We start from the raw sequence: 22,700 nt of genomic DNA on the forward strand, positions 1-22,700 counted from the left end.
GCCCCCTTGCCCCGTTGTTGTCTCGTCATGTCTATCCATTTGCGCTGTTTCTCTCTTTCGCTCGACACGAACGGGATGGGGACAGACTTATCCCTTCTTGGCGTTTTCGCGGTCGATGTCACCCTGCCAGCGCTGGGGAATCATGGCCTCGCCTGTGACCGGGTGCTTCATGTGGAAAGCGTTGACCTTGTGCGTCGGCCACAGCCAGTGATCGGTGATCAGTTCGTCCGGACCGGTCGGGTCGGTCGGATAGGTCACCTTGGGGAACGGCACATATTCGGGCGGGGTGTTGGCCCAGCCGCTTTCGAAATCGCCGTGCCAGATCGGCATGTAGTTCAGCACATGCATCCGCCACACGCCGTCCACCTTCTTGTAGGTGTTCTCGTAGATGCCACCTTCCCACCACTGGCGCGCCTTCAGGTGCGGAGCATCGCCTTCGTAGTCCTTGTGCCGCCCCGCCTGCATCATCGAGCGCGCACGACCGAGTGCGATCTCGCCACCGGGCTGGACGTTGATGATGTCCTGCATCTGCGGATGATCGAGCAAAAAGCCATCGATCGGGCCGTTGTTGCCGTATGTGAAACGCTTCTGGAAGCGTTCGACATAGAGCCGGCGCACGCCTTCCTTGCCCTTCCAGATGCCGCCAAAGAAGCGCACTTCGCCATCGTCGGTAAACAGATCGACCGTCTCGTTATACATGCACTTGTCGATCAGGTAGCCGTAAAGGTGCTGCAGCTTGCGGATGTCGAGTTCGTCCTCGCGCACCGTAAGGCGCTGTTCGAGGTCGTTGAGGCGGCTCACCAGCGCGCTCGTTTGAATGTTATCCGACACGTCCATCTCCCATATATTTAGTATGTCTTACTAACAAAATGCGCGAGGTTTTGGCGGCTGTCAACGGGCCAGATTCGGTCAATCTATCAAAGACCCGCCGCCTCGAGCCGCGCCACCTCCTCGCGGTAGGGGCGGATGCCGAAGAACATCGCGGTCGTGGCAATCGGCAGGAGTACGCCTGCGGTAATGACCAGCGCCTTCCACAGATCCGCTTCGACACCGACAATGCGTTGCGCGACGGTTCCGACGACAAAGCTGCCCATCGCGCCGAAGAAGGTGAACATGAACAGGTAGATGGCGGTGACCTGCCCACGCATGGCGTTGGGCGCAATGCGCTGGATCGCCGCGTTCTGCGGAACGGCTCCGGCAAGGCCGAACATCCCGCCCAGCGCCATCACTGCAAGACTTGCCTCGCCCGTCGGCATCAGCGGCGAACTGATCGCGCAAACCGTGACCAGCGCGAACAGGATCGTGGCAGCGCGCACGTTGGCATCAGCATAACGCCTGGCCAGCCACTCAACGAAGAACCCGCCGAAGAAGATGCCTGCAAGCGACCCCACCAGCAGCATCGGCGCCATGACCATGCCGATCTGGCCTTCGTCCCAGCCGTAGGTGCGGATCATGAACGGGACGCGCCAGAAAGCGAGGCCGAACGTCTCGACCGCAGACAGGGCAAGCCCGATGAACAGCGGGTAGTACACCCGGCCCCGCGCATGGATCGCCTTGGCCGCATCGAGCCCGGTGAAGGCAATGGCGCGCTGGCTCAGCGTTTGGGCGACCGGCGCTTCGCTGGCGAGCGCAGGCGGGACGATCAGCCGCGGCGGTTCCTTGACCGTCAGCAGAAGCGCCGCCGCGCCCAATCCCAACACCGCCTGCCCCAGCAGGATCAGCTGCCAGTTGTGGATATGAAATCCCATCACCGTCTGATCGGGCCATCCCGCCAGCATCACGATCAGCTTTCCGCCGACCAGCACGCCGATCGTGGTCCCACCGATGAACCCCAGTTGCAGCAGCGAGAACGCCCGGGTGATCTTGCGCGGGGGAAAGTAGTCCGCGATCATCGAATAGGCTGCTGGCGCATGGGCCGATCCGCCCGCGCCGAGGAACATGCGGCTGCCCACGAACTGCGCAAAGCCCTGCGCCATTCCGCCCAGCCCCATCACCAGCCCCGTCGCCGCCATGCCGCCTGCCAAGACGAACTTGCGCGGATAGATGTCCGCCAGACGCGCCAGAGGAATACCTGCGAACACGAAAAAGATGATCGTTGCAGGCCCGCCGAGGAAGCCGAGCTGCTCGTCGCTCAGGCCGAAATCGACCTTGATCCGCTGCGCCAGCATGCCGAACACGGTCTGGTCGAAGAAGTTGAGGAACGTGGCGAGGATGATAACGAACAGCGCCCAGTACGCCGCGCCGCTCGATGGCCACTGCCGCTCAGACCCACCTGGCGCGAGGGGGACCGCCGTGCTTTCCGAGCGCCCCTGTTCGGGACCTGTCGCGATAACGACGCCTGCCATGATCTCTCCTCTCGTGCCGCGCGTGTCCATTTTGCGGACATTCTCGCATCGCCAATATTGTTAGTCTTGCATACAATTCTCCAGTGGTGAATAGAAAAGGCGAAAAATGATTCTCCAAGCCCGCAGCGGACTTGGCGGACACCTGCAGAGGAGAGGCTTTGTGCAAAACTTGACCGGCAAGACCGCGTTCGTAACCGGTGGTGCCAGCGGCATCGGTCTGGGCATCGCAAAGGCGCTGCTCGGTGCCGGCATGAACGTGACCATCGCCGATATCCGTCAGGACCACCTCGATTCGGCTGTCGCGGAACTCGACGGCGGCGACCACGTGCTGGCGGTCCGGCTCGACGTGACCGACCGCGCGCAGTTCGCTCAAGCCGCCGATGCTGTCGAGGCGAAGTTCGATAACATCCACATCCTCGTCAACAATGCAGGCGTTGCCGTCGTAGGCCCCACCGAGCTTGCTACATTCGCCGATTGGGACTGGGTCATGGGCGTTAATGTCGGCGGCACGATCAATGGCATCGTCACCATGCTGCCACGCATCCTAGCTCACGGCGAAGGTGGGCACATCGTCTGCACCGCATCGATGTCGGCGCTGGTGCCGGTGGGCATGACCACGATCTATTCTTCGGGCAAGGCCGCCGTCACTTCGATGATGGAATGCATGCGCCCCGAACTTGAGTCACGCGGTGTGATCTGCTCAGCCTTCTGCCCGGGCGCCGTTCAGTCGAACATCGCCGATGCAGCCAAGACCCGCCCGGCGGAATTGGCCGACACCGGCTATGCCGAAGCCGACAAGCGTCGCGCATCGGGTGGCAACTTCATGCATCTTTACCAGACCAAGGAGGAGGTCGGGCAGCGCGTGCTCGAAGGCATCCTCAACGACGAGCTCTATATCCTGACACACGCCGAATTCCTGACCGGGGTGAAGGAACGCGGCGAGGCGATGACCGCGGCGGTGCAGACCCACCTGCCCGAAAACCCGGAGTACAAGGAAACGTTCGCGATGCTGTTCCGTAACCCGGCAATCACGCAGGAAATCGCGCGGCAGGAAAAGCTCAAGGAAGGACGCGCAGCATGAAGGACTTTGCAGGCCGTACCGCGTTCGTCACCGGCGGCGCGAATGGCGTCGGCATCGGGCTTGTTCGCCAGCTTTTGAACGAGGGTTGCAAGGTCGCCATCGCCGATATCCGACAGGATTCGATCGACAAAGCACTGGCATCGCTCGACAACCGCGAGGTGATGGGCGTCCAGCTCGATGTCGCCAGTCGCGAGGGTTTCAAGGCTGCCGCCGACGAGGTCGAGGCCAAGTTCGGCCCGGTTTCGATCCTATGCAACAATGCCGGGGTCAACCTGTTTCAGCCGATCGAGGAAAGCACCTTCGACGACTGGGACTGGCTGCTGGGGGTCAACCTCCACGGCGTGATCAACGGCGTGATGACTTTCGTCCCGCGCATGGTCGAACGCGTGAAATCGGGCGAGCAGAAGGGTGGCCATGTGGTCAACACCGCCTCGATGGCGGCGTTTCTCGCGGCGGGCACGCCCGGCATTTACAACACGACCAAGTTCGCTGTGCGCGGACTTTCGGAATCGCTGCATTACTCGCTGCTGCAGTACGAGATCGGCGTGTCGGTGCTATGCCCGGGGTTGGTCAAGAGCTATATCTACGCCAGCGACGACATCCGCCCGGACGCACTGAAAAGCGCAATGAAGCCGGTCGACAGCGCTGCGGTGGAGCGGCTCGCAGGTGTCCACGAATTCGGCATGGAGCCCGACGTCATCGGCGCGCGCGTGATCGAGGCGATGAAGGCCAACCGCCTGCACATTTTCTCGCACCCCGATCACAAGCAGGAGATGCGCGAGATCTTCGACGAGATCATTGCCGAATATCAGGACTATCCCAAGGACCCCGGCTTCGATCAACGGGTGGCATTCGAGAAGTACCGCTATGACAGCTTTGCCGCAGCACGGGCAAAGTCGAAAGCGGCTGATTTTTGAGGGCCGCTACACCTTGATAGAAATGCACGGCGCGCCCACGCAGGCGGGGGCCTCAGGCACAACGCGATAGCTCTCGACAATCCGGCCTGAGGCCCCCGCCTGCGCGGGGGCGCACCGGTTTTTGAGGAAACTCAGCCCGCCACGTCACCCAAAGCGGCGATAAACTGGTCGATGTTCCCATCGGTCAGCCCGGCAATGTTGATCCGGCCCGATCCCGCCATATAGACGCCGTGCCGCTCGCGGATCGCCATGATCTGCTCACCGTTCAGTGGCAGCATCGAGAACAGCCCGTTCTGCACACCGAGCGGCGCCATGTTGATCGTGCCGACCTGCTGCGCGGCGGCCAGGCGATCGCGCACCGAACGCATCCGGTCGCGCATGTCGTCAAGTTCGGCCAGCCACTGCGCGGTCAGCTCGACATCCTCAAGGATCAGGCGCACCGCAGCCGCGCCGTGATCCGGCGGCATCGACCAGGAAGCGCGCGCGATCGTCGCACCATTGGCCATGGCATTGGTCAGCGCGGTCGCATCGGACGTCACCGCGTAGAACGCACCGACGCGGTCGCGATAGAGGCCGAAGTTCTTGTCGCACGAATAAGCCACCAGGGCCTCGGGCACCACGCTCAGCACCTTGCGTAGGCCATAGGCGTCTTCGTCCATGCCGTCACCCAAGCCCTGATAGGCAAGGTCGAGGATCGGCAGGACATTGCGCTCCACCAGCAGCGGCGCAATTTCGTCCCACTGCGCCGGCGTGTAGTCGACGCCAGTCGGGTTGTGGCAGCAGCCGTGCAGAAGCACCGCATCGCCCGGCTCGGCGCTCGCCAGTGCCGCTTTCAGTGCGTCGAGATCGGCAAAGCCATCGGCGGTCATGTGCGCGAAGGTCTTGAGTTCAACGCCGACAGCGGCAACGATCTGCGCGTGGTTGGGCCATGACGGCGTACCCATCCACAGCCGCTTGATGCCCGACCTCTTGGCCACCTCGACCGCCAGCCGAACCGCACCGGTGCCACCGGGAGCCTGCATGCCCTCGACCGTCGAGCGATCGAAATCGGTGCCGAACACGTAAGGGATCAGCGCGTGGACAAAGCCCATGTCGCCCTCAGGCCCGAGATAGGCCTTCGAGATCTGCGTATCCAGCAGCCTCGCCTCGGCTGCCTTGATCGCCTTGAACACCGGGGTGCCGCCTTGCGCCGTGCGGTAAACGCCCACGCCAAGGTCGATCTTGCTGTCGCGCGGATCGGCATTGTGGAGCTTGATCAGCGCCAGCAACGCATCGGCGGGCTGTGGTGCAAGGTTTTCGAGCATGGTCCGGCGGTCCTTCGCAAGGGCTACAAACGCGGCGGTTCCATGCCGAGGGATTGCCCGTTGAGCAACCCCTGCGTCACAATTAGAAGGCCGGTACGCGCGATTTCGGTACGATGTTGCGTATCGACGCCAAGTCCCGGCTTAGAACGGCATCCAGTTCTGCTTGCGGCTGAACTTCATGTAGCCGCCATTGATGCCCAACCGCAGCCCGGCACCAGAACGCACCGCGATCAGCACCTTGTCGCCCTTGCGCAAGTAGCTGACATGGAATCCGCCGACGAGGTAGGCCTGTCCCTCACCCGCCGCATAGCGCGTGTACAGTTCCTCGCTGTCATACAGGTTGTAGACCAGCACGAACGTGCTGGCCGCATTGGCGCCCAGGTCAAAACCGATCGACGGGCCGGTCCAGTAGACCGGACGCTCGCCCTCGATCTTGTGATGCAACGTGCCCGACCCATAACGCACGCCAACAACGATGGCGCCGCCCGCCTCGCGTCCGTCGATATAGGCATTGGGCTCCCCCTGCTTCTTGAGCAGATCGCGGATGATGTCCGCAAGACCCGCCGCGCCCTTCCCGAACACACCCTCGGCCGCGCCGATCAGGTCGTCCTCGTGGTAGCCGGCCGCTTGCGGGGCTGCACGTGGTCCCACTTCGGCAGGTGCGCCGCCGGGAAGCGCGGAGGACGGTGCTGACTGCGTCGGGACCGGCTCGGGCGGAAGTGCTGGAAGAGTCCCCACCTCGCTACCCGCCGGGGTCGCTGCCGGGGCTGACGCGGAAGGCGCGAGATCGCCGTCGATCACCGCGTTGGGATCGACCGTCTGCACTTGCGCGCTCACCCCGCTGGCGAACAGCGCCATCGCCCCCGCCAAGCCCGTGGCCAGTGCCCGGAATTTCGTTCGAATCATGATCATCATCCCGTCCCGTCCGCAACACGCGTGCGAACCCCTGTCGATCGCATCAGAATCCATAGCTGCCGTCACGACAATGAACCGGCGATGAGCCGAGTCCGAAACGCGCCAAAGCGCCAATTTCCGGCAAGCCAGACACCCGCGACCATCCCCCCGAATTTTCCCCCCGGCCCCCTTGCCGCCCCCCCCAACCCCCGCTATAGCCCCGCCTCGCCGCTGCGATCCGGAGACGTGGGTGAGTGGCTGAAACCAACGGTTTGCTAAACCGTCGTACTGGTAAATCCGGTACCGAGGGTTCGAATCCCTCCGTCTCCGCCATCTATAGTGTCCCAAGACATCCAAAAACACCCCGGAAACCCGCAGAAAACTGCGGGTTTCCGGTCTTGCGTCGGGATGCCTGGTTCTTATTTTGTTTCGGTTGCTCCCACACTTTCTACCACACACTGTGGTAGCAATTGTGGGAGCGGAAGCAGGATGGATGGCTATGGGGAAACTCACCGGCGCGCAGGTTCGAGACATCAAAATCCCCGGTCGCTACCTGGATGGCGACGGTCTATCGTTGATGATCACGGGTTCTCAGAAGGGATACTGGGTCCTGCGTGCGACCGTGAATGGCCGCCGACGCGACATTGGTCTGGGTTCACTGGACCTGGTCAAGCTTGCCAGATCGCGCGAAGCCGCAATCGATATGCGCCGTGACATCCAGCGCGGCATCGCCCCTGTTGCCGAGCAGAAGCCGAACCAGTAGCCGGAGGATGCCGGGTAGTTGAACAGGACGGCCTGTCGATCCTTGCCATCGGCGAAGCAACCTCGCCGAGCAGCGGCGCGATTGATCGTGAGATCGATGGAGGGAAAAATACGCTTCCCGATCGCGGGCTATGTCGACTTCGGATTAGCAGCGTCAAAAACCTCAACAATAGGTTAGGTCACTGATTTCGCTAAACACACCCAATTGGGCTTTCGCCCCAGAGCATTGATTTTCCTCGTTTTTGCTACCGCGGCTTTCGGCAAAAGTGGTACGGGAACCCCACACACGAAAAGGCGAGCTTAGAAAGCGGCCACAGCTTCGATTTCGACGAGATATTCCGGTGCCGCAAGCCTGGTGATCGGCAGCATCGTGGCGGCGGGTTTGATATCGCCAAACACGGCCTCACGAATCGCGCGCATTTGCGCAGGGGCGATTGGCTCCACAAGGTACGTCGTCAGCTTGATGATATTCGCTGGCGTAGCACCATGGGCAGCCAGAATATTGACGATATTGGTCAGGGCTACCCTGTACTGTTCTTCAACGGTTGCGGCCACACCATCATGGTTTTCACCCACCTGGCCTGACGTGAACAGCAAGCGGGCCGAGGCCGAAACCACCGCAGAGTGCGAATAGGCACCAAAGGGTGCGATCACGGTGTCGGGGCTGCTGAACTCGATTGGATTTGACATTTGATCTCCTTTCAATCCATCCGAACAACACGCCAAATGGCGTATTCATCGTAACAATGACTCATATATATCCTTCACAGTCTATATATTGCAACAATTAAGCATCCCGGCTATGCCCAGATCGAGCCTGCATCGAAGGTCTGCTCAGATAGCGCCGAACAGGTCCGATTCTTGGGGAAGAGATCATGCGAAGCCCACATTATGACATTCTGTTCGAACCAGTCCGCATTGGTCCAGTAACCGCCAAAAACCGGTTCTATCAGGTGCCGCACTGCAACGGCATGGGCCACAGGGCCCCGTCGGGCATGGCCGCCATGCGCCGCGTCAAGGCCGAAGGCGGCTGGGCGGTGGTCTGCACCGAGGTGTGCGAGATTCACCCATCGGCAGACATCTCTCCCCATGCCGAAGCGCGGCTGTGGGACGATGCTGACATCCCTGCACTGGCCCGCGCAGCAGACGGGATCCATCAGTTCGGCGCTCTTGCCGGCGTAGAGCTTGGCCATCATGGCTTCCGCGCGCAGAACCGGACCTCTCGGGAAATTCCGATGGGCCCTTCGTCCCACACCGCGGTCTCGTATGATCCCGTGCAATCGCGGGTGATGGACAAGGAAGACATCCGCAACTTGCGCCGCTGGCACAAGGCCGCCGCGTTGCGCGCCAAGCGCGCCGGGTTCGACATCATCTATGTCTACGCTGCGCATGGCCTGGTGACGCCGATGCAGTTCCTGTCCAAGCGCTACAACCAGCGGACCGACGAATACGGCGGCGCGCTCGAAAACCGGGTGCGGCTGCTGCGCGAATTGATCGAGGAGACCAAGGACGCCGTCGGCGATACCTGCGCTGTGCCTGTGCGCATCTGCGTTGACGAACTGATCGGTCCTGCAGGTCTGTGCGCAGACGGGGAAGGCCGCGAGGTTATCGAAATGCTCGCAGATCTGCCCGATCTTTGGGATCTCACCGTCGGTGACTGGAGCAACGATTCGCGCCCTTCGCGCTTTGGCGAGGAAGGCGTGCACGAAGAATACGTCAGCTTCGTCAAGAAGGTCACCGGCAAACCGGTGGTGGGCAACGGACGGTTCACCTCACCCGATACGATGGTGTCACAAGTGCGTCGCGGCGTGCTCGACTTTATCGGTGCAGCACGCCCCTCGATCGCGGACCCGTTCCTGCCGCGCAAGGTTGAGGAAGGGCGACCGGGGGAAATTCGTGAGTGCATCGGCTGCAACATCTGCGCTGCGGCCGACAACACCTACACACCCATCCGCTGCACCCAGAACCCGACGATGGGCGAAGAATGGCGCCGAGGCTGGCATCCCGAATACATTCCGGAACGCGAAAGCGATGACCAGGTACTGATCATCGGTGCAGGCCCGGCCGGACTCGAGTGTGCCGTTTCGCTGGGCAAGCGTGGGTACGATGTGATGCTCGCCGAAGCCAGCGAGGAACTCGGCGGACGATCGGCACGTGAACCGCGCCTCCCGGGTCTTGCGATCTGGGGACGGGTGCGCGAGTACCGCGTCGAGCAGCTCAACCTCCTGCCCAATGTCCAGGTCTATCTGGCCAGCGCCATGAGCGCGCAGGATGTGCTCGATACAGGCGCAAACCGTATCGTCATCGCCACCGGCTCCCACTGGCGGCGTGACGGCGTGGCCCGTTATCACCGCGCACCGATTGCCAATCTTGATCAATCCTCCATCTTCACGCCCGATGATGTGATGGACGGCAAACAAATTGCCGGCCCGGTGGTCGTCTATGATGACGACCACTATTACATGGGTGGCGTCATTGCCGAAAAGCTGCGGCTGCAAGGCCTTGACGTGACTCTCGTCACCCCTGCCCCGCTCGCATCTGCGTGGACGGTCAACACGCTCGAGCAGACACGTATCCAGCGCCGCCTGCTCGAAATCGGCGTGAAGATCTGCACAAACGAAGCGCTTGTCGGCTTCGCAGGTGGCGAAGCAGCAATCGCCTGCGCCTTCACCGGATCAACCCGCAGCTTGCCAGCCAACGCCGTCGTCATGGTCACAGCGCGGCTCTCGAACGATTCCCTGCACGCAGACTTGCTTGCCCGCACCAGTGAATGGGCCGATGCCGGTATCAAGACCGTTGAACGGATCGGCGATGCCGTGGCGCCCGGAACGATAGCCGCGGCGACCTTCAGCGGACATCGCTACGCCCGCGAGATCGACCGCGCGCCTTGGGGCGACGAAGTGCCATTCCTGCGTGAAAATGCCGAACTTGGGCCATGGCAGTCGAAACTTGTGAACAATGGCACGTCATGACCCTGCGAACGCGTCCGCACATGTCAATACCAGCATTCCTCTGCCACGTTTGCGGTGGCAAAGGGGTCTTGCGTGAATTTGCCACGCTGATGCGCCTGGCGAAATTATGGTATGGAAACGCGGCCGCCTGTCCGGAGAATGAAAGTCCTTGATAGCGCCAACGTCTCCACAAAATGATGAAAATGGCGGTGAAGTATCGATCGCCGATGAAGCAGCGCGCTTTCGTGCCGTGCTGCTCGGAGACAGCCGTTCCACTACTTTGGCAAATCTGTTCGATTACCTGCTTGAACGCGTCGATGATCCGCGCGCGCCCAAGGAAATCGAAGTGGCCATGGCGGTTTTCGGCAAGAGTGGGGCGTTCGACACGTCTCAGAACTCGATGGTCCGAAGCCACATGCATCGGCTGCGCCAGCGACTGGAGCGGTACAATGCCGGAAAGGCCGGGCCAAGTCTGACTGTCCCCAAAGGGGAATACCGTCTGGTCCTTGTCGATCCGCATGAGGAAGTGGAAGCTGCCGAAGAACTGGCAGCATTGTCAGCCCCATCTTCCTCGCGCCTGTGGATGCGTCGATTTCTGACCATCGCCACAGCGGCCAGCGCCTTGCTCTGGATTGCCGCGTTCTTATGGCCAGACGACCGGTTCCAGTCTTCACCGCTTGCCAAGACAGTGCTGTGGAAGCCGATGATTTCGGGCGGGAGGGCACCCGTCATCGCCGTTGGCGACATCTACCTGTTCGGCACGAGCGGCAACGAGGGCATGCTGGAACTCCTCTCCAGGAAGTCCGAGCTTCAGTCTGAGGCAGATCTGAACCGCTACCTGATGATGCATCCTGAGCACAAAGGAAGGCTGCACGATCGGGGCATTTACCGGGTGCCCTCGGTTCAGGCCAATGCCACGCTTGAAATTCTCAAGCTTGTGTCGCCCATGAGCAAGGCACCGGCAGATGTGGTGCCGATGTCACGGATTTCGCAGGATCGCGTCGATTCAAACAATATCGTTTTTATTCAGTACTTTTCCCAACTTCCCGCGCTGCGCTCACCCATCTTGCACATGTCCGGCTTTGCACCGACCGCCGATTTCAACCTGATCAGGGACAAGGTGACGGGCACCGTCTACGAAGCTCGCAACTCCATCGATGACGCCGCCCCGCAACGCGGCGGTTCTGCACAGACACCGTCTTATGGAACCGACTATGGCTACATCGCCAGCTTTCCCGGAACCTCGGGCCGCCACAACCTGCTGATTTCAGGGATTGGCGATGCCGCGCTGTCGCAGATGGTCAAGGTTGTCAGAGACAAGCAGCTGCTGGACACGCTGGCCCGGCAGACCGGGAACATCAGCAACTTCGAAGCGCTTTACCGTGTCCGCACGGTGGGTGGGCTTGTGTTCGAAACCAAGCTGCTCGTCGCGCGGCCCTTGACGAGCAACTAACCTGATCGCCAGCTGCGTTTCACTTTTTGCAAGCCGGGCATATCCGCACGCTAGGGCCTCGCTGAGGGGGCATCCAACCGCCCCAAAGGCCTTGTCTTGTCCCAAACCTTCGACATATCGATAGGATGAGCGATCAATAGCGTGCTCTGATAACTCTGCGAGAACATTGTACGCACCTGATACAGCGCTTCGAACGAGCCGAATTTACCGCCAATGCGCTGCCCCAGTTCGCGCAGCCTTATCGGATCGCTCGTCGCCAGACTTACCATCTGCATCACACCGGCCTCGCCCGTCCCCGACAAGACAAGAATTCGCTTGCCCGATGGGCCGGGGAAACTGGCAATATAGCCATAGTCGCGGCGGGGGATGATCTGATCCGCCAGCAGATAGGGACTGGCAGAAAGAAAGCGTTGGCCGTTGGTCTTGTCGACCAGTTCATAGCAGGTTTCCGCACATCTGAACTGCGACGCCTGAAAAAGGGGACTTCCGATCAAAGGGGTCAGGCCATCGATGGCGCCCACATAGATGATATTGGATGATTTCATCGTCCCTGCATCCAATTGCGATGCCGAAACGGGATTTGCGCCAAATGGGCGGATAACAGGCCAGAGTGCGCTGACGGCCTCGAGCGTTTCCGAGCTGATCGTATGGGAATTGCCATCCATCAATTTGTGATCGAACGTCGGGTCGATAGAGGTACGTTCATAGAAATCATCAGGATTGTTTATAGAAAGATCCTGCGTCAATTCATCAAACTTGCCGGTGTCGCTCTTGCTAAGAAACATGAAGTAGTCGCCCGTCACGATCGTGGTGGGCTGCCCCTGCTCAAAACCCCGCCACAATGTCGATCGCACCGACTGATAGCCAAATCCCAGCCGGTCGCTGAAGTAGATGCCGGCCACCACAACATTGCCAAGCACGAGTGCAAGCGCTGCGATCCACAACGAGGCCTTGCGTCCCCCTCCTTCCTGCGGACCAGCCCCTGCCTGGATATCCTCGCTTTCGACAGCACTGGCTGGCAGGACCAATAGCAAGGTGTATTCGCCCTGCGGGATGACGATACGTGGCCCGGACTTGTCTTCATAATAGAGTTCGAGCTTCTTTCTGAGACGATGGACCCCCACGCGCACGCGGGATCCTTGCGCCCCCGTTCCCTCGATGGTTTCCTGAAAAACATCCTCGGCAATCTCAATCTCTTTGGGCCTGCGCCCCAGCAAGGATTGTTTCAGCAAGAAGTCGAACAGGCTGAGCAGCGTGCTGGAACGATTGGATTTGATGAATTCGCGGACCGCACGTCCTTCAGCCACCAGCATATCGCTGTGGGTTTCAGGAAGGGTTTCGCTTTGATTGCTCATCAGACGCAATTTTCCGCGCAACCGTCTACCACGCCGATTGTCGATGATGCCTGCACCCAATTGCCCCTATCCATCCCTTGCGACCTGCTCAAGCCGCAGCCATCGCGTATCTGGCGATCCTGCACAGCAGCAGAGAGGTGCTAAACAACATCAAGTTCAACCAGCTGCGCATTGAAACCATACCGCGGCATAGACGCCTGCATAGCCTTGTTCGCTGCCAACGCGCGTTGCTCGGGCGTTCCTTCGACGTCAGCCATTTCGCCGCTGTCCTGTGATTCCTGTTCCGGCTCTCCGGACATGTTGCGTATGCCTTTAAGATCGCACCACACCATCCAGAACGACCGGCCATCCGCAGCAATCCACTGCGGCCCGATTTGCGGTGAATAAAGCCGGGATTGCAGATCGTCTCCGGTTATCCAGGCCTTGTCCTCATGCACCTGCCGCCATGGCCCCCAAGGCGTGTCGGAAACCCAGACGCCAAGATAGCTGGCCTTGCCGAACTCTGTGCCATCCTCGGCACAGCCGTTGCCAGAGCTGACCATCATATAGGTATTCAGAGCCTCGTTGAATACGACGCTCGGCAGCCATGTCTCCACCACAAGGTCACCTGGAAACAGGTTCTTGTGATTGACCCAGCTCCGCGGGAAGATGTGGACCGGGCGCCGGTCGCCCAAGCTGCCGCTCCAGCGTGGGCTTCCGTCCGGTCCCCGCCCGGCAAAGAACGCATAGGCTTTCCGGTTTAGGATCTGGTCGATCCGCACTCTGAAAAGCATCAGCTCGTTCATGCGTCCGTCGACATTGCCGTTGGGGCCATAGACGTAGACGTAGCCATCACGGTTGGCCCGATAATCCTGACCCATCTGCAGCATTGTCAGGAGCGAAAAGCAGCCGTCGGGCTCATTGAAGAAGGCCAGACTGTCGCTGCTTTGCTCGCCCCAGTTTTCCCAATGCACCGGACTCGTTCCATCCTGATTGCGCCAGTTCCGGCCATTGTCATCTGAATAGATCAGTTTGGCGGTCTTCCAATGGCGCGGACGGTCCTGCGCGCTGTCAAGCGCGCTCAGGAACTGGTAAATCCGTCCCTGCGCTGCCAGCAAGCCATGGCCATGATAGTGCGGGGCATCTTCAGCCTCCTGCGACTGGTCCACATTGGGATAGTGCTCTTCAAGGTTTGCAGCAATGCCGCGCGGATCGGCACCACGCAACGACCACAGCGATCGTTTGAAGAACCTGTCCGGCGGATCAATCCAGCCCGCACCATCGTTTACGACGGTCAGTTGCCGTCCGTCTGCCGTCCAGGTCATCTTGTACCCGTCACCGATGGTCGGAAGCTGGACCAGCGTATCAGCGCGGCGGCGCACAGCCACGATGCGCTTGCCAAGTTGGCCGTCCCCGCGACGCGCGGCAACGGGCCTGCCACCGATCCCCCAGAAACCAAAGGCCAGAAGCTGCTTGAGAAGCTGACGCCGCTGCGACAAGGTGGTTCCTCTCCATCAAGTGATTTCAACCCTAGCAGCAGCCATGCCCGGAAATCGGCTACGTGCAGGCCAGGGCAGCCCAGCCCAATCTCGCAATGTTCGGCATGCGCTTTCGACCATGTCACGCAGGTCTATATTGGACAGACATCCTGAACATTGCGAACCGGTCTCGAAACCGTTCGCACTACAAGGTGTAACAAGCGATCGGAAGCACCCGCAGCCCCAACGCTAGGGCGTGGCGGCTTCCCATACGACGCTTTCGGGAAACATCGCCTCAAGGGCGAACCACACGCGCCTGCCAAGGGCCTGGCCATGACGTCCAACCTCTGTGAAGAACAGATCCAGGCGATTCATGTTCGTGACCTCATCGATCACGACGACCGTGAAGGCTGTCTGTAAATCGCGCTTGAAGACCGGGAAATCGCTCGATGCGACGGGGGCCAAGGTTACTGCCCCAAGCGGCCCGATTTGTTGTGCGAAGGTGGAACCTGCGTGGAGGTTCTGTGGAGCCGACTGGCGCACGACGTGCGTTTGCTGTTATTCCAAGTGCATGAACCCGCTCGCTCTGATTGCTGAAGACGACAAGGACATTGCCGACATCATTCGCGCGTACCTAGAGCGCGAAGGATTTCGTACGGTGCAGGCTGGCGATGGACGGACAGCACTGGATCTCCACCTTGCGCTCAAGCCCGATATACTGTTGCTCGATATAACCATGCCGCTGGTCGACGGCTGGGAGGTTTTGTCGGAAGTGCGACGGCGCGGTGCCACGCCTGTAATCGTCATCACCGCGCTCGATCAGGATCTCGACAAGCTTCAGGCCCTGCGCGTGGGAGCCGACGACTACGTCGTCAAACCCTTCAACCCGGTAGAGGTCGTGGCAAGGACAAAGGCGGTCCTTCGTCGCGCGGGCGTTGCCAGAGCAAGTGGCGTCCTGCGGATCGGCCCGATCGAGATTGATACCGACAGCCACATCGCCAGAGCGACCGGACAAGATCTGCCGTTGACGCTGACCGAGTTCCGCCTGCTCGCACACATGGCGCGAAACCCCACCCGGGTGTTTTCCCGCGGCGAACTGGTGGATGCCTGCATGCCGGGTTCGGACGCATTGGACCGCACGGTCGACAGCCACATCAGCAAGTTGCGGCGCAAGCTGGAACAGGCTGGCGTCTCGGATATGCCCGAAGGCGTGCGCGGCGTTGGCTACCGGCTATGGTCGCACGCGTGACACGCGGAACAGGCCTTGTTCGTCAGCTCTCTGTGGCAATGGCCGCATTGTCAGTGCTGATGATTGCCGTCAGCACCGCCGCATTCTATCTGGTCTACTCGGTGCTGGAACGATGGCGCTTCTTCACGCCCGTACCAGCCGAGCACGTCGATACCACGCGTCTTGATATCGGCATAACGCTGGTCGTCTGCCTTGTCGGTTTGATCATTGCCGTCGCCGTGGCAAGTTGGCTCGCCCGTCGGATCATCCGACCGGTCAGTGCCGTGGGCGATGCTGCACGCCGGATCGCACAAGGCGATCTGGCCAGCCGCGTGAACCTTGCTGGCGCACTGCACGGCGAAACTGCCGCGCTGGTGGACGATTTCAATGCGATGGCCCATCGCTTGCAACGTATGGCAGAAGACGTCAGCATCTGGAATGCGCAGATCGCGCACGAACTTCGAACGCCACTGACAATTCTGCAGGGTCGATTGCAGGGCGCAAAGGATGGCGTTTTCAAACTTGATGACGCGCTTGTCGATGGACTGCTTGGACAAGTGGTCGGTCTGACGCGGCTGGTTGAGGATCTGCGCAGTGTGAGTTTGGCCGATAGTGGACGGCTGGACCTGTCCATGTCGGACTTCGATCTTTCGGCCGAAATAAAGGGCATGGCACCGGCGCTACGCTCCATCCTCGAACCTGCCGGCTTTTCGCTGGTCCTTGATCTCGAACCCGGCGTAATTCATGCGGATTCCGGCCGCATACGGCAGGCTATCCTTGCGCTGGTAGAGAATGCAAGGCGGCACGCGCATCCTTGCGAGGTGCGCGTCGCCAACCGGTTCATCAACAATCAGGCTTTAATTTCGGTAACAGACAAGGGGCCAGGCGTGCCACCGGCAATGGAGCAGGATGTCTTTCGCCAGTTTGTCCGCGGCCCACAGCCCAATGGGGGTTCAGGACTCGGATTGGCTGTCGTTCGCAGCATCGCACGCGCCCATGGCGGCAATGTTCGATATCAACGCGAGAATTCCACCTCGATTTTCGAAATTGATCTTGTGGTCACCCTTATCGACACATCGTCGCACTAGGGTCCTGAGCCTAGTTTGCCCCCCCAAACGATACCGTTCCGTCCGCATTGATCACGTCTAGGCGATGATCACATACATATTCGGGGATCCGGTAAGCGTGATTTCGTTTGTACTCCCACGTGAAGGTGTAAGGCTTCTTCAGGTATACCGGATCATCCATTGACACATCTATTCGAAGTTTGTCTTCGCCGATCAACTGATACCGCTCAGTGACGATCATCGCATCGCTATGCGGGATATCATAGAACTTTACACTCTCCTGTACGCCACGCGTTTTGACGATCAGAACATTTCCATCCCACGTTGCCGACGAAAATCCGTAGTAGGATGGTGGCAGGTCATCTGCTTCAGGAAACTTTGCATTCATATAGATGCGCCGTGTCTGCATAAACAACTCGGCGAGTACCGTAATCTGCCCTTTGCTCTGCAGAATCTGGATTGGATATATCGCTTCCATAATGCCAGGAGTACCTTCTGGAAGGCACTGCGTACTTGCGTCGACTAGTGGCGTTCCAGCCTTGAGCAGCGCTTGTCGCTTTTCCTGCAACGCCTTCCATTGGCTGGCATAAGGCTCGTTAAGGTCTGGGCCCTCTCCTGGAGGCGGCGTGAGTGCCGTTTCGTCATCGTCACCAAACGGGAAAGGATCGCGCTCCCACACCCCCGTAATGTCGGGTTCCGGTTGCACCACAGCGAAATGCGTGGTCGGGGTGCTGGCTGCAGAAGTTGCCATCACCACCTGACTTGCTCCGCAAATCGCCACAACTGAGCTTAGGGCAAGACGTGCCATTGCGTTGAGATGCATCAATCCCTCAATCCAGAATATGCTTCTGGCAAATTGTTGTTAGTATGTAAGATCTGGTCTCAACAATAATTCGTCATAAATTGTTGAATTAGCTATTTCACCACGCATCCAGCGTCTTGCCACCTTTCAAGGTGACTACTTTCAACGCACCGCCTGGCTTCCCATTTCGCAGTGGGAAAAACGAAATATCGATACTATCCCCCTCTTTGAGCGTGTTGAATTTCCACCCGGCTTGCGTCATGTTTGATGGACTGTTGCACTCAAGAGCAAAGGTCCCACCGCCGCTATTGACGATCAAGTAGACGTGAGGGTTGGACCACTGGAATTTTGTGACGGTGACGCCCTTCAGAATTTTGACATTCTTCTGATCAAACATCGCAAATGAATGGTGCGCCGCCACAGGCTGGGCAACCATGAATGCACCCGTGGAAAGAATGGCTGCACAAATTTTGAGTCTTTTCATCCACGAGCTCCTGCCTGAGGCATATATTCGCCTACGTCCTAAAACGCACATTCGGGGCCGTGCGCTTCTTTATTGAGCAGTGAACTACTACTGCACTCTGTTGGCAGGAAATGCAGAACGGTCGTGAAACCGTTTATCGTAGTGCAAATCGCCCTAAATAGCCTGCGCAACCACCAGTGGATCCGAATTTACGGACAGTTGCGACGCGCGATTGACGCATCAGGCACTTTGTTGTCGCGTCAGATCGCGCCCCGCACATTTGCGTTACACGTGATGGCCGAACGTTTCCCAACCGTTTCCCGCGGCCCGAAACAGTTTACTTCGGTAAGGTGAACTGAAACGATCCTGATGCGGCGGTTTCCAGGATGTGCGGTTCGCTCAGTATCTCACAGTCGCGAACTCTGGGAATTAGCGGATCAGACAGGTGAAGCTCGCCGACTTCGCCACAGGAAATCCGATCAATCAGAATGACATATGACAGGCGGCCATCCGCCATCTGACTGTTGCGTCCTCGAAAACGATAAACATGAACAGGGAATGGTGGGAAAATCTATGACTTACGTGACAGCTTTGTTCCTACAGCGCGAAGGTGGCGCTACCCAGGCGAAAATCACGCGGACAATGCCCTGCTGGGCGCTCTTGCTGGCAGGGGCATCCTTGGTGCTCCCCATGAGCGCGGCCTACGGGCAAGATCAAAAGCAGGAAAGGAACGATTTCCAGAGCCCTGTCAACACAGATGAAATCATCGTGTCGGCGCGTCGCAGAGACGAAAAGCTGATCGATGTTCCCGCCTCGATCACGGCCTACTCGTCCGACTACCTGGAAACGCAGAACATCGAAAATTTCACGGACTATGCCACACGTATCCCGAACTTGAGCTTCCAGTATGGGCAGGGGGGCAATCTGCTGTGGGGCGGAAGTCGTGAGACGACCATTCGCGGCGTAGCGGGGTCTGGAACAACAGCTTACTATATCAATGACACGCCGGTGCCGTCATCTGTCAGCCCGCTGACCTTGAATCTCGACCGCATTGAAGTGCTGAAGGGGCCTCAAGGGACACTGTTCGGCGCCAGTTCGATGGGCGGAAACCTACGTTTCATCACCCGCAAGCCATCATTGACTGAAAATTCGGGCGCGCTTGAAGTGCAAGGCGCTGGCACAAAGCTCGGGGGCTTTGATTTCGATGGCAACGCTCAATCCAATTTCATCTTGGTGCCCGACCGGATCGGATTGGACGTCGCTGCAGGCTATACGGTTGATTCCGGTTTTATCACCACCCGGTTTCCCGATGCATCAGGCAAGCTTAGCACGAGGAAGGGTCAGGGCCGAAGCGAGGTGCTCGCTGGTTCGGCTACCTTGCGCATCAAGCTGACCGACACACTCGAGGCCAGCATCAATGGCATTGGCCAGGACAGTAAGCTGCACGGATTTCCGGCCACATACTTTCCTTTGCCAGGCTATCAGCCGGTGTCCTACACTGTGGACCGCGATCAGGATGTGCAGGAATTTTCGAACGACCGCTGGGGCATCGGTTCGCTTGTTCTGAACTACGCCGGAGATGGCTTTTCGATTGTCTCTTCGACAAGCTATTTTTCTCGCCGCATAGAGGAACGAGAGGACAACTCGGAAGGTAGCATCACATATTTTGCTGATGCAGAGCCAGATATCGACTTCACCAATTCGAAGATATATTCCGATACGATTGCAACGACCCGACTGTTTACGCATGAAGATCGTATTTCCGTAGATGAGGGGGCGATACTACCCGGAGTTTCAGCAATCCTTGGCGTATATTTTCAGAAAGAGCACGTTCGCACGAACATGCCGGAGGTTATTGTTCCTGCGCTGACAGAGGCCGGGATACAGCCCGACTATCTGGGCGCCAGCAACTTGGTCAATCGCAACCGAGACGTGGCGTTGTTCGGCGAAGTATACTACAAAATTTTATCCAAGTTGAATATTACACTGGGATTGAGAAAGTACTGGATCAACCAAAAGACGGATGCCGCAATTGATACCGGCTATTTGTTTTTCCCTGACGGATTTTCCGACAATCCTGAACTCAAGAACCGTCAGACCGGGTTTATTCCTAAAGCTGTGGTTTCCTACAAGCTTGATGATGGCGGTACGATCTATGCATCAGCGTCCAAAGGGTTTCGTGTAGGCGGCAGTGAGCAATCTCTGCCTGACATATGCTCAGCAGACCTTGCCAACCTGGGGGTCGATCAGGAACAATTGCGGCAGTACAAGTCCGATACTCTCTGGAGCTACGAAGTCGGGGCAAAGGGCCGTCTTGCCGATGGGCGCCTGAGTGCATCGGTAGCGGCATTCCAGATAAACTGGTCCAATATCCAACAGACCATTTTCCTGCCCTCATGCACGTTGTCCGTGACCACAAACGGGGGCAAGGCTCGCATCCGGGGCGGAGAGTTTGAAGTGTCAGGACGCCCGTTCGCAGGCGTGCCGTTGTCGATTCAACTTGGGTTGGGCTATACCGATGGTGTTCTGCAAGAGCCCGGTGTGCTCCCACAACCCGCAAACTCACCCCTTCCACTCGTGCCGCGGTGGACGGGGACAATCTCTGGCTATTATGAAGCTCCAATCAGCAACTCTCTGCAGCTGTTTATGGCTGCAGACTATAGCTATACAAGTTCGGTGAAGGTTTCGGATGGGAATTCGGGATTTTATACCAGAAAGCCGCTCAACTTCGTCAATGCGAACGCGGGCTTGAGCTTCGGAAGTTCACAAGTGATGGTTTTTGTTAAAAACCTGTTCGACAAGCGACTGAACTTCGGCAATCAACCCTCGTCCGGTTTCGAGAGGCAGGAGCTTCTTGACGATGGCAGCTATCAACGTTTGCCACGCGGCATAGTCAGCCGACCGCGGCAGATCGGCGTGCAGTACCAGTTCAGTTTTTGAGGGCGTAGTGTGCGGGGTGGCAATTCCACCTCGTACCGGCCGCCCTTCGCGCCAGCCCAGATCCCCCCAAACGCAATGTTACGAACGTAAGGCAAACGGTTTCGCGACCGCTCCACGCACCACAACGCGCGCCGAACCGCTAGACTGCTCAGTACAGCGCACCGACGTCTGCTGCGCGAAACCAACGACAGGTCGCCGCTTCCCGGTTGAAGCAAGGCTTCGCTGTGGGCCGCTGCAACGAAAACACGGGATGGAGAAAAGCATGAGTGTCAGAGGCAGACTTTCAGCAGCGCTGGCCATGGCTCTGGCATTGGTCAGTGCCCCTGCGTCGTCTCATCATTCCTTTGCGATGTTTGATCAGAACAAACTGATCGAACTCAAGGGTGTGACGGTCCTCGAATTCAAGTGGGGCAATCCTCACGTCTATCTGATCGTGCAAAGCGGCCAGACGCGTTACGGGCTTGAATGTGCCAGCCCCTCGGCTTTGACCTCAACCGGGTGGAGGTTCAACAGCGTCAAAGCCGGTGACAGGATCGATGTCACCCTATTCCCCCTGCGCAACGGCAAGGCTGGAGGCGCGCTGAAGGGCGCCACTTTGCCAAACGGCCAAAAGCTCGGCGCGCTCTGAGGCTGCACCTGCCTTGATCCCGGACACAGGACAGATTGAGACACTATGACTTTCAGGAACATCGGGTCAGTCTGGCTCGTCGCCAGCCTTGCGTTTGTCGCATCGGTGGCCAATGCCGCGACTGTCGACAAAACCGCAAAAACGGGATCAAAGGAAAATGGCGCAGCTTCTGTGGCGCGGCCTACTCCCTCGGCTTTAGCCAGGAATCCGCGTGATCTGACGGGAGTATGGGCGCGGTATCCAGCGCCGTGGCCGTCTTATTCGGGCGACTTCGATGACATTCCACCGCCTGATCAGGGGCCGGATCTCGAAGAGCCATATGCCACGCAATGGAAAGAAAAACGCTCGAAGCGGCAAGAGGCGCACAAGGCTGGAAGACCACTGCTGGACCCCAGCACACTTTGCCTGCCCGAAGGCATGCCCACCGTCATGCAGGCGATCTATCCAATCCAGATTCTGCAGACTCCAGGGCAGATCACTGTTCTGGCAGAGCTCTTCATGCAGACCCGCCGGATCTACATGGATCAGCCCCTGCCCGCAGCCGACGAAATGCCGCCAAGCTACTTCGGGTTTTCAACGGCAACTTGGCAAGGCGATACCCTCGTCATCAAAACGCGCGGGGTGAAGAAGGAAGTCGAGTTCTTCGAAATCCCACACAGCGATGCCATGACGATTACGGAGCACTATCAGATAGCGGCCAATGGAAAGCTCTATCTCGACATTGCAATCGAAGATCCTGGCTATCTCAAGACGCCCTATGAGTTCCGCTGGATCTACGAGCGGCTGCCCGAATACCGCATGCCGGAATATATCTGCGACAACCTGCACGATGAAATCAAGCCGGACGGCACTGTCGACCTCAAGACTGAGTAGCATGCGAGGACACCCGCAAACGTGTCCGCAAGCGGGCGCGTGAAACGTTCGCAGACAGTTCACATGCGGTTACACGCGTTCACAAACTGCAACAGACACCGCAAGAAACACCGGAATGTTACCAAACCAATCCGGTTGCCGCGCGTGGCGGCAATGGGGGCAAGGACCCCAGCTGACAAA

The 22,700-nt window shown here is 58.9% G+C and carries 20 protein-coding genes and 1 tRNA gene; 11 read left to right on the forward strand and 10 right to left on the reverse strand.

Going from position 1 to position 22,700, the window contains the following annotated elements; translation table 11 throughout:
• Window positions 1-87: 87 nt before the first annotated feature.
• Together GGQ88_RS02710 and GGQ88_RS02715 are read right to left on the reverse strand one after the other, a co-directional pair.
• A complete protein-coding gene (locus tag GGQ88_RS02710; RefSeq protein WP_183611528.1) occupies window positions 88-831 on the reverse strand; it encodes a nuclear transport factor 2 family protein in 744 nt (247 codons plus the stop codon).
• 86 nt (window positions 832-917) lie between these two features.
• Window positions 918-2,345 carry an MFS transporter gene (locus GGQ88_RS02715; protein ID WP_183611529.1) on the reverse strand — a complete coding sequence of 476 codons (1,428 nt, stop codon included), beginning with the start codon at window positions 2,343-2,345 and terminating at the stop codon, window positions 918-920.
• 160 nt (window positions 2,346-2,505) lie between these two features.
• Here GGQ88_RS02715 and GGQ88_RS02720 point away from each other — a divergent pair, with 160 nt between their 5' ends.
• Together GGQ88_RS02720 and GGQ88_RS02725 are read left to right on the forward strand one after the other, a co-directional pair.
• Window positions 2,506-3,426, forward strand: coding sequence for an SDR family NAD(P)-dependent oxidoreductase (locus tag GGQ88_RS02720; RefSeq protein WP_183611532.1), 921 nt, complete (start codon window positions 2,506-2,508; stop codon window positions 3,424-3,426).
• Window positions 3,423-4,343 carry an SDR family NAD(P)-dependent oxidoreductase gene (locus tag GGQ88_RS02725; protein WP_183611534.1) on the forward strand — a complete coding sequence of 307 codons (921 nt, stop codon included), beginning with the start codon at window positions 3,423-3,425 and terminating at the stop codon, window positions 4,341-4,343. The genes GGQ88_RS02720 and GGQ88_RS02725 overlap by 4 nt, the downstream gene beginning before the upstream one ends.
• Before the next feature lie 131 nt (window positions 4,344-4,474).
• On the opposite strand, the gene GGQ88_RS02730 is transcribed toward GGQ88_RS02725, so the two are convergent.
• Window positions 4,475-5,647, reverse strand: coding sequence for an amino acid aminotransferase (locus GGQ88_RS02730; protein ID WP_183611536.1), 1,173 nt, complete (start codon window positions 5,645-5,647; stop codon window positions 4,475-4,477).
• 141 nt (window positions 5,648-5,788) lie between these two features.
• Window positions 5,789-6,559 carry a DUF1134 domain-containing protein gene (locus GGQ88_RS02735; protein ID WP_425490407.1) on the reverse strand — a complete coding sequence of 257 codons (771 nt, stop codon included), beginning with the start codon at window positions 6,557-6,559 and terminating at the stop codon, window positions 5,789-5,791.
• Between the two features lie 222 nt (window positions 6,560-6,781).
• Here GGQ88_RS02735 and GGQ88_RS02740 point away from each other — a divergent pair.
• Window positions 6,782-6,874, forward strand: a tRNA-Ser gene (locus GGQ88_RS02740).
• Window positions 6,875-7,040: 166 nt separating this feature from the next.
• Window positions 7,041-7,304 (forward strand): Arm DNA-binding domain-containing protein, encoded by a 264-nt coding sequence (locus GGQ88_RS02745; RefSeq protein WP_183611539.1) that lies wholly within the window; start codon window positions 7,041-7,043, stop codon window positions 7,302-7,304.
• A 299-nt stretch (window positions 7,305-7,603) separates the two neighbouring features.
• Here GGQ88_RS02745 and GGQ88_RS02750 read toward each other — a convergent pair whose 3' ends face one another.
• Window positions 7,604-7,993, reverse strand: a complete 390-nt coding sequence (locus GGQ88_RS02750) for a RidA family protein (RefSeq protein ID WP_183611540.1) — start codon at window positions 7,991-7,993, stop codon at window positions 7,604-7,606.
• Window positions 7,994-8,178: 185 nt separating this feature from the next.
• On the opposite strand from GGQ88_RS02750, the gene GGQ88_RS02755 reads away from it, so the two are divergent.
• Entirely contained in the window at window positions 8,179-10,275 is a 2,097-nt protein-coding gene (locus tag GGQ88_RS02755) for an oxidoreductase (protein ID WP_183611541.1), read from the forward strand.
• 148 nt (window positions 10,276-10,423) lie between these two features.
• On the forward strand, window positions 10,424-11,707 hold the full coding sequence (locus GGQ88_RS02760; RefSeq protein WP_183611542.1) for a hypothetical protein: 1,284 nt from the start codon (window positions 10,424-10,426) through the stop codon (window positions 11,705-11,707).
• Between the two features lie 50 nt (window positions 11,708-11,757).
• Here the strand turns inward: GGQ88_RS02760 and GGQ88_RS02765 are convergent, their stop codons facing one another.
• The 3 genes from GGQ88_RS02765 to GGQ88_RS02775 form a co-directional block, all read right to left on the reverse strand.
• Window positions 11,758-13,122 (reverse strand): hypothetical protein, encoded by a 1,365-nt coding sequence (locus GGQ88_RS02765; RefSeq protein ID WP_183611544.1) that lies wholly within the window; start codon window positions 13,120-13,122, stop codon window positions 11,758-11,760.
• Between the two features lie 80 nt (window positions 13,123-13,202).
• Window positions 13,203-14,540: a DUF4185 domain-containing protein gene (locus GGQ88_RS02770; RefSeq protein WP_246385407.1), complete on the reverse strand. Its 1,338-nt coding sequence runs from the start codon at window positions 14,538-14,540 to the stop codon at window positions 13,203-13,205.
• A 228-nt stretch (window positions 14,541-14,768) separates the two neighbouring features.
• Complete coding sequence (locus GGQ88_RS02775; protein WP_183611546.1) at window positions 14,769-14,984, reverse strand: hypothetical protein; 216 nt, start codon at window positions 14,982-14,984, stop codon at window positions 14,769-14,771.
• Window positions 14,985-15,090: 106 nt separating this feature from the next.
• On the opposite strand from GGQ88_RS02775, the gene GGQ88_RS02780 reads away from it, so the two are divergent.
• Window positions 15,091-15,768, forward strand: coding sequence for a response regulator (locus tag GGQ88_RS02780; protein ID WP_183611547.1), 678 nt, complete (start codon window positions 15,091-15,093; stop codon window positions 15,766-15,768).
• Between the two features lie 38 nt (window positions 15,769-15,806).
• Window positions 15,807-16,835, forward strand: a complete 1,029-nt coding sequence (locus tag GGQ88_RS02785; protein WP_183611549.1) for an ATP-binding protein — start codon at window positions 15,807-15,809, stop codon at window positions 16,833-16,835.
• Window positions 16,836-16,845: 10 nt separating this feature from the next.
• On the opposite strand, the gene GGQ88_RS02790 is transcribed toward GGQ88_RS02785, so the two are convergent.
• Window positions 16,846-17,637, reverse strand: a complete 792-nt coding sequence (locus GGQ88_RS02790) for a hypothetical protein (protein WP_183611551.1) — start codon at window positions 17,635-17,637, stop codon at window positions 16,846-16,848.
• Window positions 17,638-17,734: 97 nt separating this feature from the next.
• Window positions 17,735-18,100 carry a DUF6152 family protein gene (locus GGQ88_RS02795; protein ID WP_183611552.1) on the reverse strand — a complete coding sequence of 122 codons (366 nt, stop codon included), beginning with the start codon at window positions 18,098-18,100 and terminating at the stop codon, window positions 17,735-17,737.
• Window positions 18,101-18,769: 669 nt separating this feature from the next.
• On the opposite strand from GGQ88_RS02795, the gene GGQ88_RS02800 reads away from it, so the two are divergent.
• The 3 genes from GGQ88_RS02800 to GGQ88_RS02810 all read left to right on the forward strand — a co-directional run bounded on the left by GGQ88_RS02800 (window position 18,770) and on the right by GGQ88_RS02810 (window position 22,520).
• Window positions 18,770-21,019, forward strand: coding sequence for a TonB-dependent receptor (locus GGQ88_RS02800; protein WP_221214461.1), 2,250 nt, complete (start codon window positions 18,770-18,772; stop codon window positions 21,017-21,019).
• Window positions 21,020-21,269: 250 nt separating this feature from the next.
• On the forward strand, window positions 21,270-21,647 hold the full coding sequence (locus GGQ88_RS02805) for a DUF6152 family protein (RefSeq protein WP_183611554.1): 378 nt from the start codon (window positions 21,270-21,272) through the stop codon (window positions 21,645-21,647).
• Window positions 21,648-21,692: 45 nt separating this feature from the next.
• Window positions 21,693-22,520, forward strand: a complete 828-nt coding sequence (locus tag GGQ88_RS02810) for a hypothetical protein (RefSeq protein ID WP_183611556.1) — start codon at window positions 21,693-21,695, stop codon at window positions 22,518-22,520.
• Window positions 22,521-22,700 lie beyond the last annotated feature (180 nt).

This window comes from Novosphingobium hassiacum (assembly GCF_014196055.1).
GTDB lineage: Bacteria > Pseudomonadota > Alphaproteobacteria > Sphingomonadales > Sphingomonadaceae > Novosphingobium > Novosphingobium hassiacum.

Excerpts from the sequence above, each read along its gene's own strand:
- GGQ88_RS02715 (WP_183611529.1), bottom strand. The coding sequence starts at position 2,345 with ATGGCAGGCGTCGTTATCGCGACAGGTCCCGAACAGGGGCGCTCGGAA.
- GGQ88_RS02725 (WP_183611534.1), top strand. The coding sequence starts at position 3,423 with ATGAAGGACTTTGCAGGCCGTACCGCGTTCGTCACCGGCGGCGCGAAT.
- GGQ88_RS02730 (WP_183611536.1), bottom strand. The coding sequence starts at position 5,647 with ATGCTCGAAAACCTTGCACCACAGCCCGCCGATGCGTTGCTGGCGCTG.
- GGQ88_RS02735 (WP_425490407.1), bottom strand. The coding sequence starts at position 6,559 with ATGATCATGATTCGAACGAAATTCCGGGCACTGGCCACGGGCTTGGCG.
- GGQ88_RS02745 (WP_183611539.1), top strand. The coding sequence starts at position 7,041 with ATGGGGAAACTCACCGGCGCGCAGGTTCGAGACATCAAAATCCCCGGT.
- GGQ88_RS02750 (WP_183611540.1), bottom strand. The coding sequence starts at position 7,993 with ATGTCAAATCCAATCGAGTTCAGCAGCCCCGACACCGTGATCGCACCC.
- GGQ88_RS02755 (WP_183611541.1), top strand. The coding sequence starts at position 8,179 with ATGCGAAGCCCACATTATGACATTCTGTTCGAACCAGTCCGCATTGGT.
- GGQ88_RS02780 (WP_183611547.1), top strand. The coding sequence starts at position 15,091 with ATGAACCCGCTCGCTCTGATTGCTGAAGACGACAAGGACATTGCCGAC.
- GGQ88_RS02785 (WP_183611549.1), top strand. The coding sequence starts at position 15,807 with ATGGCCGCATTGTCAGTGCTGATGATTGCCGTCAGCACCGCCGCATTC.
- GGQ88_RS02790 (WP_183611551.1), bottom strand. The coding sequence starts at position 17,637 with ATGCATCTCAACGCAATGGCACGTCTTGCCCTAAGCTCAGTTGTGGCG.
- GGQ88_RS02795 (WP_183611552.1), bottom strand. The coding sequence starts at position 18,100 with ATGAAAAGACTCAAAATTTGTGCAGCCATTCTTTCCACGGGTGCATTC.
- GGQ88_RS02800 (WP_221214461.1), top strand. The coding sequence starts at position 18,770 with ATGAGCGCGGCCTACGGGCAAGATCAAAAGCAGGAAAGGAACGATTTC.
- GGQ88_RS02805 (WP_183611554.1), top strand. The coding sequence starts at position 21,270 with ATGGAGAAAAGCATGAGTGTCAGAGGCAGACTTTCAGCAGCGCTGGCC.
- GGQ88_RS02810 (WP_183611556.1), top strand. The coding sequence starts at position 21,693 with ATGACTTTCAGGAACATCGGGTCAGTCTGGCTCGTCGCCAGCCTTGCG.